Raw genomic sequence first — 17,971 nt, forward strand, 5'->3', positions numbered from 1 at the left:
TTTTGTTGTCGACACAGGATTAATTTTCTATCTTAAAGAGGAATTAAGCCTTCAGAAACTTTTTAATATATTACAACTATGCTTGAAGACGACAACCTAAATCAAACCACACTACATGAGGAGGAAAATGATGGTACTTTGGAGAGTATGCATCATGTGAATAATCCAGTATTGGATCTACCTAAAATTGAGAAAAAATACCTAGAAACCATAGTTGACCATAGTCAGAATGATAAATCTTATTATTTTTCCGACAGCAAAGCGAAGGTAGAAATTAAAATTGTAACTGACGAGATCGTACGGGTACGGCTCGCGCCTGAAGGAACTTTTTTGGAAGACTTCTCTTACGCATTAGCCAAAAAAGATCATCGTGTAAGCATACACCAATGTAAGGAAGAGACAGACCATTATTTAGTCCACACGAACACCATTTCCTGTAAGATCAATAAAAGCGACTTTTTAATTTCTTTTTCAGATCGTTCCGGTAAGCTGTTTAACGCCGATCTGGCACCAATGCATTGGGAGGAAAACCCAGATTTTGGCGGCTACTATGTATATAGTACCAAAGTGGCCTTTGCAAATGAAGCTTTTTATGGTCTAGGTGATAAGGCCACCAAATTGAATCTGAGAGGTAAAAGACTTAAAAACTGGAATTCAGATACTTATGCTTTTGCTTACGATCAGGACCCACTTTATAAAACTATTCCGTTTTATATTGGTTTAAAAGATGGGGAAGCTTACGGAATATTTTTTGACAATACGTTTAAAACATATTTTGATTTTGCTGCCGAAGACCCGGGGAAAACGAGCTTTTGGTCGGAAGGTGGAGAGCTGCAGTACTATTATATCCATGGTCCGCGTATCATTGATGTTATCCGTCGTTACCATACATTGACTGGCACACATTATCTGCCACCATTATGGGCAATCGGCTATCATCAGTGTCGCTGGAGTTACTATCCAGAAGCCAATGTGCGTAAGGTCGCTAAAGAATTTAGAAATCGCCAGATTCCATGTGACGCCATTTATCTTGATATTGACTATATGGAAGGCTATCGCTGTTTTACATGGAATAAACAGTATTTTCCAAATCCAAAAACTATGATTAGTGATTTGGCAAATGATGGGTTTAAAACCGTAGTGATGATCGATCCAGGAATTAAGGTCGATGAGAACTATTGGGTGTTCAGAGAAGGGAAGGAGAACCGGTATTTCTGTCGCCGAGGAGATGATTATTTTATGGAAGGATTTGTTTGGCCAGGACGCTGTCAATTTCCTGATTTTACCAATCCGGAGGTTCGGCAATGGTGGGGTACATTGTATCAGGGTCTTGTGGAAGATGGTGTTGCAGGTTTCTGGAACGATATGAATGAGCCGGCTGTATTTGGTCGGGGAACATTTCCAGATGACGTACGCCATCAATACGACGGCCATCGGGGGTCGCATCGTAAAGCACATAATATTTATGGTATGCAGATGGTGCGCGCAACGTATGATGGTTTAAAGAAATTGTATAAAAACAAGCGCCCATTTACCATTACCCGAGCAGCTTATGCTGGTACACAGCGTTATTCTTCGGTTTGGACAGGTGATAATCTGGCTAGTTGGGAACACCTCAAATTAGGAACCTTACAGTTGCAGCGATTGTCAACTTCCGGAATGTCCTTTTGTGGGACGGATATTGGTGGATTCACAGGCGAACCAGACGGAGAATTGTTTACTCGATGGATGCAATTTGGTGTTTTCTCACCGTTTATGCGTGTGCATTCCGCTGGCGATACGCGGGATCGCGAGCCGTGGAGTTTTGGAGAGGACTGGGAGCAGATTAACCGGAAATTTATTGAACTCCGTTACCAGCTGTTGCCGTATATCTATACCTGTTTTTGGGAGCAGACCAAATATGGTTATCCAATACTCCGTCCAATTTCTATGGTTGAGCAACATATACCAACAAACTGGCAGCGTGAAGAAGAATTCTGTTTTGGAGATAAAATATTGGTATCCCCGGTCTTGCAGCCGGGACAAAAGAGTAAAATTGTCTATTTGCCGGAAGGTTGTTGGTACTATTATTTCAACAACGAAATCTATGCCGGAGGTAAAGAACATACAGTCGCTACGCCGATCGACGAAATGCCGATCTTCATTCGTGGGGGATCTGTGATTCCGGAATATCCAGTGATGCAATATACTGGTGAAAAGAAAATTGAAGAGCTGCAGCTCAATGTTTACTTCGCTGATGGCGTGACGCGTTCGTATGTGTATTCAGACCACGGCGACACCTTTGCTTATGAGCAGGATATTTATCTCGAAAAATGCTTTACGGTATCCGGACTCAACGATTCTTTATCGATCAAGCAAACCAGAGAAGGTTTGTTTACCGAACGGTACGAAGAATATAAATTACAGTTAATTGGCTTGCCATTCCGTATTAAGAAAGTTAAGACGGATGGAATAGACACAAAAGTACAACAAGATGAAAAGGGGCGATATTGGATTAATGTCGCACGTGAATTTGATAATATATTGATAGAAGGTTAAACATGGCCAATGAAGTAATTCCGCATAGTCTATTTTCTGAATTTGATGTCGCCTTATTCCAGTCGGGTAAGCACTTTAAATTATACGAAAAGTTCGGTTCACATGAACTGGAAGTCAACGGTGAGAAAGGCGTTTATTTTGCGGTTTGGGCTCCAAATGCAAAATCTGTTGCTGTCTCCGGCGACTTTAATTCTTGGAATAAAGAGCGTGATGCGCTTTATGTGCGCTGGGACGGCAGCGGAATATGGGAGGGATTTATTCCTGGCCTAGCTAATGGTGAGGCATACAAGTATGTTATTCAGACCTATTTGGGCGAACAGCTTGAAAAAGGCGATCCATTTGCATTTAAATGGGAAGTTGCACCCAGGACTGCGTCGCTGGTACATTCGACTTGGTACGCGTGGCAAGACAAGCAATGGATGCAGGAGCGCGTCATTAAAAACAGATTGGATCAACCGTGGTCTGTCTACGAAGTACATTTAGGATCTTGGGTGCGCGATCCGGAAAGTCCTGAGACTTTGCTGAATTACCGGGAAATAGCCGTGCAGCTTGTTTCTTATGTCAAGGAGATGAATTTTACGCACGTGGAATTTATGCCACTGATGGAACATCCCTATTATCCTTCCTGGGGATATCAGATCACAGGATATTTCGCGGCAAGCTCGCGTTATGGCTCGGCGCAGGACCTGATGTATTTGATTGAAGAGCTTCATGCAGCAGGTATAGGGGTGTTGTTGGATTGGGTGCCTTCTCATTTTCCGGGTGATGCTCACGGTCTTTATCGATTTGATGGCAGCAGTCTATATGAACACGAAGATCCAAGGAAAGGCTTTCATCCTGACTGGCAATCCTATATATTCAATTATGGCCGCAATGAGGTAAGGTCTTTTTTGATCAGTAACGCATTTTACTGGCTGGATCGTTTTCATATTGATGGCCTTCGGGTAGATGCTGTTGCGTCTATGTTATATCTGGATTATAGCCGAAATGCGGGAGAATGGATTCCCAATGAATATGGTGGCAATGAAAATTTAGAAGCGGTACAGTTTTTAAAAGAGCTAAACGAGGCGGTATATAGTAATTTTCCACATGTGCAGACAATCGCTGAAGAATCTACTTCTTGGCCTGGGGTGAGCAGGCCTACTTATGCGGATGGCCTAGGCTTTGGTATGAAGTGGATGATGGGGTGGATGCACGACACGTTGGATTATTTTAAGGAGGATCCGATTAATCGTCAATATCATCACGACCGCCTGACTTTCGCAACTGTCTATGCTTTCCACGAAAATTTTATGCTTCCGTTGTCGCATGATGAGGTGGTGTATGGAAAGCATTCGCTGATTTATAAAATGCCCGGGGATGAATGGCAGAAATTTGCCAATCTCCGCACATTGTATCTCTTCATGTATACTTTTTCAGGAACAAAATTATTGTTTATGGGGGGTGAATTTGGACAGACGGCAGAGTGGAACGTTAATAAATCGCTGGATTGGCATCTTTTGGACTATGCTCCGCATCAGGGCATGAAACAATTTGTAGCAGAGCTGAACTCCTTATATAAGGGGCAACCGAGCCTTTATCAAAAAGCTTTTGAAGCATCAGGCTTCGATTGGATAGATGCAGGCGACCGTGAAAATTCAGTCGTGGTCTATTGGCGCAAGGGATTTGATGCGTGGGATGATACAGTCGTTGTGCTGAACCTAACACCCGTTGTTCGCGAGCATTTTCGCATAGGTCTGCCTTATGCTGGAGAATGGGAAGTGGTTTTCAATTCTGACGACTTGATCTATTTCGGCTCAGGAATTCATCAGCCAAATATTCATACTGAACACCTGCATTGGATGAATCAGATACAGTCTGCTCAAGTTCATTTGCCGCCATTAGGTGGTTATGTTCTTCAAAGGAAGAAAGAACTAAAGGGTGTCAATTCGGCGGAAGAAAAGGCTGTTAGCGCTGTTTAGCACAGCGCGCAAAAAATTATGTAATGGAATAAGTGTAGATTTAGATGAGAACTTGGTATTGATTTTCAGGTTCGTTATAATGCGTTGTTACAACTAATAGGAAGGCAGCTTTTTGCCTTTAACACAGATAAAATATGGACTTATTCTAATGAAAGTTTTTCACTTAAGTGTAGAATGTTATCCCGTGGCCAAAGTTGGCGGGCTTGCGGATGTCGTAGGGGCACTGCCCAAGTATCAGGCCAAACTTGGTTGGGAAGCAGCTGTCGTTATGCCTTGGTATGACCGCCCGTTTGTTCGGGATAACGCTTTTACGGTTGTTCACGAGGGTTCTTTTTATCAAGGATCCAAATTGTTGAACTATGCTGTTTACAAGCAGGCGGAGGATATACTGGGTTTTGAACTCTATTTAATCAAGATTCCAGGCAAACTCGATCGTCAGGAAGTGTATTGCTATGCGGATGAGGGTGAGCAATTTATGGCGTTTCAGCATGCGGTATTAAGCTGGTTTAAGGCAAAAGCTATACGGCCTGATATCGTGCATTGTCATGATCATCATGTCGGCTTAATACCTTTTTTGATGAAATATAGCCATGACTACATTCATCTCGCCGATGTAAAAACTGTGGCTACTGTACATAATGGGCAATACCAAGGTTGGACTCCGTGGAACAAGGCAGTTCTATTACCTGCTTACGATAGCTGGAAATGGGGGCTGTTGGATTGGGATGGCTTAATTAACCCACTTGCCGCGCTGATCAAATGTTGCGATGCGTATACGACAGTATCTGAAGGGTATCTGGAAGAGCTTTATGTAGAAGCAAATGGTTTGCAGCAGCTTTTTTATGATGAGCGGGATAAATCGGTCGGAATTGTCAATGGTATCGACTGGGAGATATGGGATCCTGCGACTGATTATACGCTAATCGCAAATTATGATGCCAAGCAAGCTTTTGCGGGTAAATTGAAAAATAAAGAGGCCTTGGCAACGCAATATAAAATCGATCCAAAGTTGCCATTGCTCGTTTTTATTGGTCGCTTTGCCACTGAAAAGGGTGCTGATTTACTGCCGGATATAATTTTGGAATTAACAGCCAAATATCGAGGTAGATTAGGTATATTTATACTAGGTGCCGGAGATCCTGCGATCCAGTCGCGTGTGAAATTGCTCGTTGATGCTGGCGTAGAAAATTTGGACGTGTTCTTTGGTTATGATGAAAACCTGGCGCATTGCCTGTACGCGAGTGCTGACTTTCTTTTAATGCCTTCCCGGGTGGAACCTTGCGGGCTTAACCAGCTCTATGCTATGAAATATGGCACATTGCCGGTTGTGCATCGCGTGGGCGGACTAAGAGATACTGTAATTGATCTTGATAACGACGGTTATGGTGTTGGTTTTGACGGTCTGACAATACCTGTAATTACGGAAGCTATTATTCGTGCTACCACTTTTTACGCAAGCAAAAAGCAGTTTGAAGAGAATCAACGTAAAATGATGCGCTTGGATTTTTCTTGGGATAAATCTGCTGCAAAATATATAAGTCTATATAACCAAATAATGTAATTTGATATGTCACGTCACAATGTAGTAGCTATCGTCTTGGGCGGGGGAAGGGGCTCACGTCTGTATCCATTGACCGATCAGCGGTCTAAACCAGCAGTTCCCATTGCAGGGAAATATCGTTTGGTGGACATTCCCATCTCGAATTGTCTTAATTCGGGTTTCAATAAGATTTTTGTATTGACTCAGTTCAATTCTTCATCGCTCAACTCTCATATTAAAAACACCTATAACTTTAGTATTTTTAGTAAGGGGTTTGTCGATATTTTGGCTGCAGAGCAGACCAATGATGGTGACAAATGGTTTGAAGGGACAGCCGATGCGGTACGTCGCTCGTTCCGCAAGTTGGCGAGCATTGATTATGATTATATATTGATCTTATCCGGCGATCAGTTGTACCAAATGGATTTTGATGCCTTGGTAGACTTCCACGTCGAAAATGAGGGTGATCTGACGATTGCGACCATTCCTGTGAATGGAAAAGACGCGACGGGCTTTGGGATTCTGAAATCGGATGAAAAAAATCACATTACTTCTTTTATCGAAAAACCGAAGACGGAGCAATTGGTGGATTGGAATTCCGAAGTGAGCGATCATTTAAAGCGTGAAGGGAGAGAATACCTAGCGTCCATGGGGATCTATGTTTTTTCTAAGAGTGTGCTCAAGCGTATGCTCGAGGAAAATGAAGGGATGGATTTTGGTAAAGAAATTATTCCGGATGCGATCGAAACCCATAGGGTGCTGAGTTACCAATTTGAGGGCTATTGGACTGATATTGGAACAATAGGGTCTTTCTATGAAGCGAATATTGGTCTGACCGATAATATCCCAGCCTTTAACCTATTTGACAAAAATACGGTTTTCACGCGTCCGCGGATGTTACCACCATCAAAAATCTCCGGAACAACATTAATCAATTCGGTTATTTCCGATGGATGTATTATTCAGGCCGATAAGATCGACCGCTCGGTGGTTGGCGTTCGTTCGCGTATCGGGACAGGATCTGTGGTGCGAGGCACCTATATGATGGGATCCGATTATTATGAGGATCTTGTTGATATGGAGGAGGCCAAGCGGAAAAATGTTCCCGTAGTAGGTGTCGGTGAGCGGTGTTATATCGAAAATGCGATTCTCGATAAGAACTGCCGTATTGGCAATGATGTGCGTATTAACGGCGGCCCGCATCTTTTAAATGCTAACCACGCAACTTATACCATTTGTGATGGGATCGTGGTCGTCAAGAAGAATGCGGTTATTCCAAATGGTACGACGATAGGATTGACGTCCATCTAAATTTTATTGTACAAGGGAGATAATTTAGTTGTATCATTTTATGTTATACTTATACACGTCTCTTAAAAGTAATCACCCGGACACAATTTACCTCTAGTGGAAAATAATGTGACATGGTACTGTCTTTGCTGTTAAGGAACATATAATATCATAAAATAGTATGCGATTTAGACAGATTATCTCCCTTTTTTTTGTGTTGTTCACCCTGGTCAACTGCGATACGTCTTTGATGGTGCAGGGGACTGGCGTATTGCGCGATGCAGCGCGTAAATTTGAGCTTCGAAATGGCAATAGGACGGTGATTTATATTCCGATGCGGCATTTGGGCACAAGGGTATACTATGATCATATTCAAAACACCGTCGATTCTCTTCAAAAATCAGGATATGTCGTTTTTTACGAAAGTATAGCCTATCAGGTAGATAGCGCTGCGCAACGTGATCTTTATGACCGCAAGTTCAGAAAGCTGACGGGCAATCGGCTCGGATTGCAGCAATGCATTGAAACACCTGGAGATACTTCAAGAGTACTCCGGGCGCCCATGTACCGTAAGCTGGGGCAGCGAATTATTAGTCAGCCCGATTATTCGTTTTTCCGCGTAGATTATGAGACAGCCGTGAATGCCGATATTCCCAAAAATAAATTGCTTGACGAGTTTGAATACCTGTATGGTACCATCAATCTGGATGCATGTGATTTTAAAACGCCATTGAATGAGCCTTATTCCTGTAAGCCCATGAAGACAGCGTTAAAAAATAAATTTGATAAAGAATTTATCATGAAAAAAAGGGAAGAGAATCTTGCGTCTTTAGTGGCTGATGCTCCGCAGCAAAAGATTTTAATCTTATTTGGAACCTCACATTTTAAAGGCTTTTTGCGTAATTTGCGGGCTCGGGATCCCAAATGGATACAGATCAAATAGTATGTTAGAAAAACTGTTCATTGTACTGCTTATACCGGTAACGATTTATGTCGTGTATTATCTGCTAAATCGTACGGCCAAAAATAGCAAAGCCATCAAACGTGTATTGAGTGACGAAGGTAAGGAAATTCTCGAAAGAGAAGTCGCCTACTACCGCAAATTGTCCACTGCAGACCGTGCGGAATTTGAAGCGCGTTGTTTAAATTTTTTGGATACCGTCAAAGTGGAAGGTGTGGGGGTAGAGATTGAACTGAAAGATTATATGATGATTGCTGCAAGTGCGATTATACCTATATTTTCCTTTAAAAAATGGACTTATCCCAACCTAACGAATATTATGGTTTACCCTTCACAGTTCAATACAGCTTATGAATTTGAAGGGCATGCCGATCGCCATATTATGGGTATGGTCGGGGAAGGCGCCATGAACGGACAGATGATTTTGTCCAAGTCGGCTTTGGAGTATGGATTTAGAAATCCAAATGATGGACAGAATACCGCCATTCACGAATTTGTTCATCTCCTCGATAAAACCGATGGTACAGTGGATGGTATTCCAACACAATTAATGGATAAAGCTTCGGTAATCCCTTTTATGAACTTAATACGAACAGAAATTGAAAATATAAAAGCCAATAAATCGGATATTGATGTGTATGGAATGACAAATCCGGCAGAGTTTTTTGCTGTTGCATCGGAATATTTCTTTGAAAATCCAGAAAAATTTAAACAGCATCATCCGGAGCTTTATGCGGCGCTTTCGGAAATTTTTGAACAAAGCTAATTATTGATAATTGAAATTTTTAGGTGTAAGAAAGGACTGTCCGATGAATTATTCATCGTTTTTAGGAGCTTCGCTAAAGTTTTGTTAACTCTATTTATTAACTATATCTGTTATGCCTAAAACTACACTTTACTCTACGATTACTCTGGTTTGCATCCTCCTCTGTAGTAATCATCAGGGGCTGGCCCAGCAGCGTTTCACTCGAGCGCCAACCTTTACGGAAATGGCCGACCCAACAAAAGATACGTTATCCGATTGGTCAAATGTTGAAGACGGATTACACGCTTCCTTTGTATCTATTGATAAACGTTATCCCAAATCCCTAAATCCCAATTTGACTGCCCAACGCGCAGCAACCGTATACGCCTGGAAAGGCGAGCAGGTGTCAGCTCAGTTTATTCTATGGACTTCAGCTGCTGCACCTCATGTAACTGTTTCTGCAGGTGATTTAAAGTCCACCACTAGTAAATCGATTCCTGGCGATGTGGTACAGACGCGCTTTGTGCGGTATGTCATGACGGACGAATTTGCGAGTGGATGTGGGTACCGTAAACCAGCGGATTTTAAGGCTTCGCTTTCTGCAGATATGTTGGATAACCTCAAAAGTTACGATCTCGAAGCAAAAAAAGTTCGTCCTGTCTGGGTTACTGTCAAAGTGCCCAATGATGTAACGGGGGGAAATTATCATACAACACTCTCGATTCATCAAAATGGTATCGTGAAAGAGCAGCTGCGGCTGACAGTTATCGTTCAAAATCATGTGCTGCCTCCCGCGTCTCAGTGGAGTTACCATCTGGATCAGTGGCAACATCCTTCGGCAGTTGCTCGCGTGAACAAGGTGAAGATGTGGAGCGATGCACATTTTGAGACTTTGAAACCGACGATGATGCAGTTGGCGGCAGCAGGGCAGAAGGTCATTACAGCTACGCTCAACAAAGATCCCTGGAATGTACAAACCTATGATCCCTACGCCGATATGATCATCTGGAAAAAGGGTAAGGATGGATCTTGGTCTTACGACTATTCGGTATTCGACCGTTGGGTCACCTTTATGATGGGTCTGGGGATCAGTAAGGAGATCAACTGTTACTCTTTATTGCCATGGAATAATGAGGTTCATTATTTTGACGAAGGAAAAAACCAATTGGTCAATGTTACAGCAAAGCCAGGAACAGCGGTATTCGAAGCATTATGGTCGTCTTTCTTAAAAGATTTCAGTAAACATCTGCGTGTGAAAGGCTGGTTGAAGATAACCAATATTGCCATGGATGAACGGAGCCGTGAGGAAATGGATGCTGCCGTCGCCTTGTTGGAGAAGGTCACTCCTGAATTTAACATCGCGTTTGCAGATAACCACAAAAGTTACCAGCGTTATCCCAAAAGTATCGATATCAGCGTTGCTGCTGGCGATCCTTTTGATCAGCAAGATCTCATTGCCAGAAGAAAGAAGGGATATGTAACGACATTCTATGTGTGTTGTTCTGACGAATTTCCAAATCAATTTACATTCTCCGACCCCGCAGAATCTACTTATATGGCTTGGTATGCCCTGGCAGCTGGCTTCGATGGCGCGTTGCGCTGGGCTTTTAATTCATGGGTGCTAGATCCTCTGCGTGATTCCAGGTTTCGCACATGGCCAGCAGGAGATACCTATATTGTCTATCCACAGGGAAGAAGTTCGATCCGCTATGAGCGCATGCTGGAGGGAATACAAGACTACACAAAAGTGAACCTGTTAATCAAAATGTTGGAGGAATCAAATGATCAACTTAATTTAACGAAACTGAATGCGAAAATTGCAAAACTCAATACAGCGAAACGCTATGCGGACTGGAATAAAGACCTCAATGACGCAAAGAATTTTGTGAATGAACTGTCGCAAGAAATCAGACCGAGCGGCAAATAGCCAATATGGGTTGTGCCCGAGGAAATTGGCAAACCATTACCCCTATAATATTGTTGTTAACATGTAGCGATTGGGTAAACAGCACAAATCGCTTGATTACATTCTAAAATTATATTATGCGTATGAAAAATGTAGCACATCAGATTGTTGACCTTTTAAAGAATGCGGGAATTAAGCGTATTTATGCCGTAACGGGCGATAGTTTAAATTTTTTCAACGAAGCGGTCCACGCCGATGGAACGATGCAATGGATACATGTAAGACATGAAGAAGCTGGAGCATTTGCCGCAACAGCAGAAGCAGATTTACATGGGATTGCCTGTTGTGCCGGTAGCAGTGGACCGGGGCATGTGCATCTGATCAATGGTGTGTATGAAGCCCACAAAACGCGTGTACCGATGCTTGTGATTGCATCAACGTGTGCTACATACGAGTTTGGAACGGATTATTTTCAAGAAACCAATCCAATCAAATTGTTTGATGATTGTTCTTGCTACAATCAAATGATCACCCGGCCTGAGCAGGTGCAGCGCATGGTTCAGAATGCGCTTCAACAAGCCATATCTAAACGTGATGTTGCTGTTATCGGGCTTCCTGGGGACGTCTCTGAAATGGAGGCGGTCGATATGAATACATCGTCGAAAGTATTTTTTACTGAGCCTCAGGTGAGACCTTCGGACATGGAAATCGGTCGTCTTGCACAGTATATCAATCAGGCCGAAAAAGTGACTTTATTTTGCGGTGTAGGTGCAAAAAAAGCACAAAAGCAGATTGTTGAATTATCGCAAAAGATCCAAGCGCCGGTTGGCTATTCTTTTAAAGCAAAGCTGGATATTCAGCGCGATAACCCTAACGAAATTGGTATGACCGGACTGTTAGGTATGGCTTCGGCTTTTCAAAGTATGCATCAATCGGATCTTATTTTACTTCTAGGGACCGACTTTCCTTATAAGGATTTTATACCTACGAATAAAACCATTATTCAGATTGACATTGAAGGTGAAAAGCTAGGACGTCGATCTATAGTAGATTATGGGCTGGTAGGAGATATCGAACATACGTTAAAAGCTGTATTGCCCTTTATAGAGGCGCGAGCCGATACGGAATTTCTAGATAAGCAGTTGGAGTCGTACGCGAAGGTGAAGGAAGATTTAATGACTTACGTAGACGATCGGGGTAGCGAATGTGCTATTCAACCTGAATTTGTTGCCCATGCAATTGATCAGAAGGCCAGTGATGATGCTGTTTTTTTGCTGGATACAGGAATGTGCTGTGTTTGGGGAGCGCGTTATATTAACCAGCGCAAGGACCGTATTATGTTGGGTTCCTTCAATCATGGTTCTATGGCAAATGCCATGCCGATGGCTATTGGAGCAGCATTGACACATCCCGAACGCCAAATTATTGCGTTTTGCGGTGATGGGGGATTGTCTATGTTACTGGGGGATCTCGCAACAATAAAGCAATATAACTTACCTATTAAAATCGTTGTTTTCAACAACCGCTCTCTGGGTATGGTCAAGTTGGAAATGCAGGTGGCAGGTTTGAAAGACCAGGAAACCAATATGGTGAACCCCGACTTTGCTCTGATTGCGCAGGCGATGGGTATCCGCGCATTTACAGTAACGCAGCCCGAAGATGTGGATAGGGTACTTAACGAAGCACTCAACATCACCGATGAGCCAGTTTTGCTGGATATTTATACCAATCCGAATGCGCTTGCCATGCCCCCAAAAATATCATTTAGCCAAATGAAAGGCATGACAGAAAGCATGGCTAAGTTGATGTTATCGGGTAATTTTGAAGAAGTATGGGATACCATTAAGTCGAATTATAAGCATTTAAAGTCGCTTTAGTTATTGCTGAGAAACTGGTCAAGAAACAGACAATGCCCTCGAAAATCAGCTTCGAGGGCATTGTCTGTTAAAGTAGAATTTGGAAGAAATATTATCTTAATATTGACGTTGAACAAACCATAGGCTTTTCAGTAACTCTTCCTTACAGCGTCTGAGTTTTTCAATTTTCGATTCTGGAGAAATTCCAACTTGCTCATTAACAATAATAGCTAAGTCTGTTTCAATCGACAATTTTGTGAGTGAATTACATCCACTATCAAATTTCTTAAAGCTTACATCTTTCATACTAATATTGGTTAAGAATTCCTGAATTTTATCACGTACAATTTACTAATAAAAATTAGCTTTACAATAAGCCTTCGATAATTTTATTGTTACTAAATTGTTTATTTTTAATAGCTTATCGGTAATATTGATAGCCTATTTATTTAATAGATAAACAATGTTTACATTTTTTTGTTTTGTGAATTTTAAAATTCTAAATGTTAGTTATTTAAAACAAAATTTATTTTGAATTGCTTTTTATAGTGTAAATAAAAAATACAATATGAGAATAATCAATTTTGGATTTATACTATTGCTGTGTAGCACTGCTTGCCACCAAGAAAAGAAAAACCAGGAGTCTTCAACGAAGCGGGATACTACTGTATATGATGCTCGACCATTGGAAGGTTCGATCCCTTCTACGGGAAAGAGTACTTATCAATATCTTAAAAATGGCGATACAATTTCATTGGCAGTCGTTATCGACGGGGAGAAGGTACATGGTGATTTAAGCTATGCCTGGAAGGAAAAAGACCGTAACACGGGACATATTGAAGGGGAATTAAAAGGCGATCTATTACTGGCTAATTATACCTTTTCTTCTGAGGGACAGGAATCTGTCCGACAGGTAGCGTTTAAACTCTCCAAGGAGCATGCGCTGGAAGGTTATGGCGCAATGGAGGAAAAAGCTGGAAAAATGTCTTTTGTTGATGTAAACAAGCTAGCATTTGATGAAAAATTCCCGCTAAGAAATGTATCTGGAGATAAATGAGATTAGCTTTGGGATAAAAATTAGTAGGCCGACTAGTAATGCTGTGATGCTGCTTATCATCACAGCAGCTGCGGCTACATCTTTACTCTTTTTTATGGTCGGGTTTTCCTCGTTACAGATAAAGTCTGCTATATTTTCCACCGCGGTGTTTAATAGCTCACAGACGAACACGAAGCCAATGGAAAATAGCACGGCAATCCATTCGTTTACACTGATGTTAAGTATAATGGAGAGAATTAAGGCGATAACAGCCGCTACGCTGTGCACCCTGAAATTGTGTTCATCCTGCCAAGCTGTCTTTATTCCGTTGAAAGCATAGCGAAAACTCTTTAATCTTGCACTAAATGAAAAGTTATCTTTTGCCATTGTTGTCATTTCTATTTGATATAAAGATAATGCTTTATGAGGGGCTAGGATGCACGATTTTTAGTGTTTTTTTACATCAAGCTAATCCTGTTATACTATTCATTTTATCTCGTGTTTTAAATCTAAGTCTACTTTGTCCTCCTTTTCTTTCGAATGCCTCCTAATTTTCATTAAATTGCTGTATGATCTATAATTTTGACAAAACAATTGTTCGTCGTGGTACCGATTCAGTCAAATGGAATCAGCAGAACTATGAAGATTTGATTCCGCTTTGGGTGGCAGATATGGATTTTCCTGCAGCACAACCTATCGTAAATGCACTTTCAGAACGGGTTCAGCATGCCATATATGGTTATGCTTCTGTTCCTTTTGCGTTTTACAGGGCGATTATGAACTGGTCTTTTCAACGGCATAAATTTGCCCTTCTGCAGGAATGGCTGCTCCCTGTGATTGGTGTTGTACCGGCACTTTCGGCTTTAGTTAAAGCATTTACCGCTCCTGGTGACAAGATTCTGGTTCAGGAACCTGTCTATCATTGTTTTTTTTCCGCTATTGAACGTAATGGGGCGGAGGTTGTATCCAATGACTTAAAGTATCATGATGGGCAGTATAGCATCGACTTTGAGGATTTTGAATTGCAGGCAAGCGACCCGAGAGTTAAGGTATTTATCTTATGCAGCCCCCATAATCCCGCAGGACGGGTTTGGACTCGAGCGGAATTAGAACGTTTAGGAGATATCTGCTTGCGGCATCATGTTTTAGTTATTTCAGACGAAATTCATTGTGATTTGGTATTTGATGGCTATACGCATATTCCATTTGGAAGCATCAGCGCTTCCTTTTTGGCAAATTCAATTACGTGCATTGCGCCGAGCAAAACCTTTAACTTGGCAGGCTTACAGGTTGCTACGGTCGTTGCAGCAGATCCTGAGCTCAAGAAGAAGGTCCAGCTGGCTTTTCTTGCGAATGAGATTAGCAGTGTAAGCCCCTTCGCCATAACAGGTTTGATCGCCGCATATGAATCGGGCGGGGAATGGTTGGATCAGGCGTTAGATTATATTCACGCCAATTATTTGTATTTAAAAGATTTTATGACTGAGCATCTTTCGGCTTTGCATGTACTTCCTTTGGAAGGCACCTATCTTGTATGGGTAGATTGTAGTGCTCTGGGCGTTTCAAGTCGAAAATTAGGACAGTTGTTATTGGAAGAAGTGCATGTTCAGGTTAACGTAGGAGCAATGTACGGTAAAGGGAGCGACACCTTTATCCGTCTAAATATTGCCTGTTCAAGGGATGTTTTAACCAGCGGCTTATTGCGGTTAAAAACAGTTTTTTTACCGTTACTGCAAGCTGGAGAATAGTGGATAGTCACCCTGACACGAAAGTAAGCTATTCGCGCGGGTGTTGACGTCATCGTGTCGGTACGAACAAAAAATCCGCTACATTAGACGATGCAGCGGATTTTTTGAGACTTGTTTCAGTGCGTATTAAATACCCATTTCTTTCAGAATGAACTGTGCATCATCAATTTTATCGGCAACCCAAAGGACATAACGTATGTCTACGCCGATGGATCTACTATAGCTTTCGTTCCAAGCGAAATCATTGATTGTTGCGTCATAGGCACGATCAAAATTTACGCCGATCAATTCGCCATTGGCATTCATAATTGGAGATCCTGAATTTCCTCCGGTCGTATCCATATCATATAAAATATTCACAGGGACAGATCCGAGATCTTTTTGCAGGTAAGGTCCAAAATTTTTGTTGAGATAAGCTGTTTTGATTTCTTGTGGATAGTCAAACTCAGGTAAGCCCAGGTTTCCTTTTTGAATGATTCCTTCGATCGTGGTGAACGGTTTCATATAGGTTGCGTCAGCAGGAGAATAACCTTTGATGTGACCATAAGTCAAACGTAAGGTAGAGTTTGCATCCGGAATAAAGTTTTTGGCCTGAAAGATTTCCTTAACAGCGACATAATCGCCCATTAATTTGTTGAGTACTCCTTCGCGTCTTTTCTGCTCAGCCGCGTACTCGACGATATCGTTATGTAGCTTATCCTGGAAATCCAATAATTCGTCGTTAAATTTTAGAAGCGCATCGGCATTGGCCAAGACGGTATTCAGTACATATTGTTGATCGCCAAGTTTGCTATTCTGAATGATTTCAGTCGCAAACTGCTGCGCTTTTTCATTGTTGAATTGCAATTTCTGAATAGAGGCAAGTTGATTTTTGCCCTGAAAGGCAACGGCATCTTCCAACATTTTAGCGAAAATCCGCTTATCGGCCTGTTTATTATAACTTTCGTAAGTTTCGTTGAGAGCCGTTTTTAATTTTTCGATATTGAGATCGAACAATTGTTTGGCCGATTGGGGTGACCTCTCCTTGGCCAAGAAGGCTTTCAACATGTTGATATCGCGAGCGACTTTCAATAGGCTTGTGCTGTTGTAAATGTTGTTGATCCAAAGCTCCTTTAGCGCATCTTGATCACTCAGCTCGTAATAAGCGTCAATTTCAGCAAGGAGGTTTCCATATTTATTTTTTAGTTCGGGCTTACTTAGAATAAATGCCGCCAATGCTTCGTCTTCCTGTTTTTTTGTCGAGAGCAGGTTGATACCTTTTAAACCCTTGAGTTTGCCACGATAGTTCTTTAATACATTGGCATTTCGTTTTATACGAGTGGCCAAGGATAATGCAATATCAGTATTGTCTTTTCCAGCTTCTTCCATTTGTCTATTTTGGAAGTCGTATAGATTGGATACGTAAGGTAAAAGATATTCTTGTTGATATCGGATATATTGTGCTGGGCGGTGCCGGAATGTTTTTCCGGGATAGCCGAGTATAAAAGTAAAATCATTTTCCCGTACGCCATTTGGATTGATCTTAAGGTGTTTTTTGGGCTGGTAAGGAACGTTATCTTTTGAATAAGGAGCAGATTTTCCGTTTTTGTCTACGTATGCCCTCAAAAAAGAGTAATCTCCAGTGTGGCGAGGCCATACCCAGTTGTCTGTTTCTCCACCAAATTCGCCGATATTTTGACGGGGAATATAAACTAGACGAACATCCTCGATCGTTTTATAGCGAAACAACACATAACTTTTTCCGATAAACATTTCCGACACTTCGGCTTTAATGGTTGGATCCTCTTTTTCAGCTTGTTTAACCAGTTCCTGTTGTTTACGTTTGATGGTATTGATGCGTTCTACAGGATCGCTGATATTGGCCACAGCATTCAATATTTTGGCTGAAACATCTTCGTAAGAATCGGTGATTCTGATTTTTAATCCTTTAGCTTCAATCTCTTGTTCTTGGTTTTGCGCGACAAAACCATTTTTCAGGTAATTGTTTATTGCTGTACTGGCAAGCTGCACAGCCGAAAAGGCACAGTGGTGATTGGTTATGATCAGTCCACGATTGGAAACAAACGATCCTGTACATCCGCTGACTTGAACAAGGGCATCTACCAGACCGACCTGGCCAGGGTTGTAAATGTCTTTCTCACTGATCTTTAGTCCAGCTTTCTTCAACCCAGCCCTATTTAATTCACTTAATGGAAACATTCCCTCGTCCGGATTCGCCTTGGTATAAGAGCTATTTGCCACGGTTAAGAATAAAGCTAGCGCAATTGTCGTATGATTTATAAACTTCATAGGGTTTTAACTATCAACTGTTGTAAATCTCCAAATTTAAGAAAAGCATTTTGATGAAATCGATTTTTTATGCGAACAAATGTAACAATAGTGGATATATA

The 17,971-nt window shown here is 41.7% G+C and carries 13 protein-coding genes; 10 read left to right on the forward strand and 3 right to left on the reverse strand.

From position 1 onward, the window contains the following. Positions 1-78 precede the first annotated feature (78 nt). The 8 genes from B2W36_RS14355 (at position 79) to B2W36_RS14390 (ending at position 12,818) form a co-directional block, all read left to right on the forward strand. Positions 79-2,538, forward strand: coding sequence for a glycoside hydrolase family 31 protein (locus B2W36_RS14355; protein ID WP_293888300.1), 2,460 nt, complete (start codon positions 79-81; stop codon positions 2,536-2,538). A gap of 2 nt (positions 2,539-2,540) precedes the next feature. Continuing rightward, positions 2,541-4,499: a 1,4-alpha-glucan branching protein GlgB gene (gene glgB, locus B2W36_RS14360; RefSeq protein ID WP_293880900.1), complete on the forward strand. Its 1,959-nt coding sequence runs from the start codon at positions 2,541-2,543 to the stop codon at positions 4,497-4,499. 148 nt (positions 4,500-4,647) lie between these two features. Beyond that, positions 4,648-6,060 (forward strand): glycogen synthase, encoded by a 1,413-nt coding sequence (locus B2W36_RS14365; protein WP_293888301.1) that lies wholly within the window; start codon positions 4,648-4,650, stop codon positions 6,058-6,060. A gap of 6 nt (positions 6,061-6,066) precedes the next feature. Next, entirely contained in the window at positions 6,067-7,350 is a 1,284-nt protein-coding gene (locus B2W36_RS14370) for a glucose-1-phosphate adenylyltransferase (RefSeq protein ID WP_209575616.1), read from the forward strand. 160 nt (positions 7,351-7,510) lie between these two features. Further along, positions 7,511-8,272 carry a hypothetical protein gene (locus tag B2W36_RS14375; RefSeq protein ID WP_293888303.1) on the forward strand — a complete coding sequence of 254 codons (762 nt, stop codon included), beginning with the start codon at positions 7,511-7,513 and terminating at the stop codon, positions 8,270-8,272. A gap of 1 nt (position 8,273) precedes the next feature. Continuing rightward, positions 8,274-9,056: a zinc-dependent peptidase gene (locus tag B2W36_RS14380; protein WP_293880894.1), complete on the forward strand. Its 783-nt coding sequence runs from the start codon at positions 8,274-8,276 to the stop codon at positions 9,054-9,056. Between the two features lie 112 nt (positions 9,057-9,168). Continuing rightward, entirely contained in the window at positions 9,169-10,962 is a 1,794-nt protein-coding gene (locus tag B2W36_RS14385; RefSeq protein ID WP_293888305.1) for a DUF4091 domain-containing protein, read from the forward strand. A 122-nt stretch (positions 10,963-11,084) separates the two neighbouring features. After that, the gene (locus B2W36_RS14390) at positions 11,085-12,818 is read left to right on the forward strand and encodes a thiamine pyrophosphate-dependent enzyme (protein WP_293880890.1); all 1,734 of its coding nucleotides are present in this window, start codon (positions 11,085-11,087) and stop codon (positions 12,816-12,818) included. Positions 12,819-12,914: 96 nt separating this feature from the next. On the opposite strand, the gene B2W36_RS14395 is transcribed toward B2W36_RS14390, so the two are convergent. Then, positions 12,915-13,103 carry a hypothetical protein gene (locus B2W36_RS14395; RefSeq protein ID WP_209575606.1) on the reverse strand — a complete coding sequence of 63 codons (189 nt, stop codon included), beginning with the start codon at positions 13,101-13,103 and terminating at the stop codon, positions 12,915-12,917. A 262-nt stretch (positions 13,104-13,365) separates the two neighbouring features. Here B2W36_RS14395 and B2W36_RS14400 point away from each other — a divergent pair, with 262 nt between their 5' ends. Next, positions 13,366-13,854: a hypothetical protein gene (locus B2W36_RS14400; RefSeq protein WP_293888307.1), complete on the forward strand. Its 489-nt coding sequence runs from the start codon at positions 13,366-13,368 to the stop codon at positions 13,852-13,854. Here the strand turns inward: B2W36_RS14400 and B2W36_RS14405 are convergent. Then, positions 13,828-14,220 (reverse strand): diacylglycerol kinase family protein, encoded by a 393-nt coding sequence (locus B2W36_RS14405; RefSeq protein WP_293880886.1) that lies wholly within the window; start codon positions 14,218-14,220, stop codon positions 13,828-13,830. The genes B2W36_RS14400 and B2W36_RS14405 overlap by 27 nt on opposite strands. Positions 14,221-14,402: 182 nt before the next feature. Here B2W36_RS14405 and B2W36_RS14410 point away from each other — a divergent pair, with 182 nt between their 5' ends. Beyond that, positions 14,403-15,581, forward strand: coding sequence for a MalY/PatB family protein (locus B2W36_RS14410; RefSeq protein WP_293888309.1), 1,179 nt, complete (start codon positions 14,403-14,405; stop codon positions 15,579-15,581). Between the two features lie 126 nt (positions 15,582-15,707). Here the strand turns inward: B2W36_RS14410 and B2W36_RS14415 are convergent, their stop codons facing one another. Then, the gene (locus tag B2W36_RS14415) at positions 15,708-17,870 is read right to left on the reverse strand and encodes a S46 family peptidase (RefSeq protein WP_293888311.1); all 2,163 of its coding nucleotides are present in this window, start codon (positions 17,868-17,870) and stop codon (positions 15,708-15,710) included. Between the last annotated feature and the right edge of the window lie 101 nt (positions 17,871-17,971).

Source organism: Sphingobacterium sp. UBA3549 (assembly GCF_002376635.1).
In the GTDB taxonomy this organism is placed as follows: Bacteria; Bacteroidota; Bacteroidia; order Sphingobacteriales; family Sphingobacteriaceae; genus Sphingobacterium.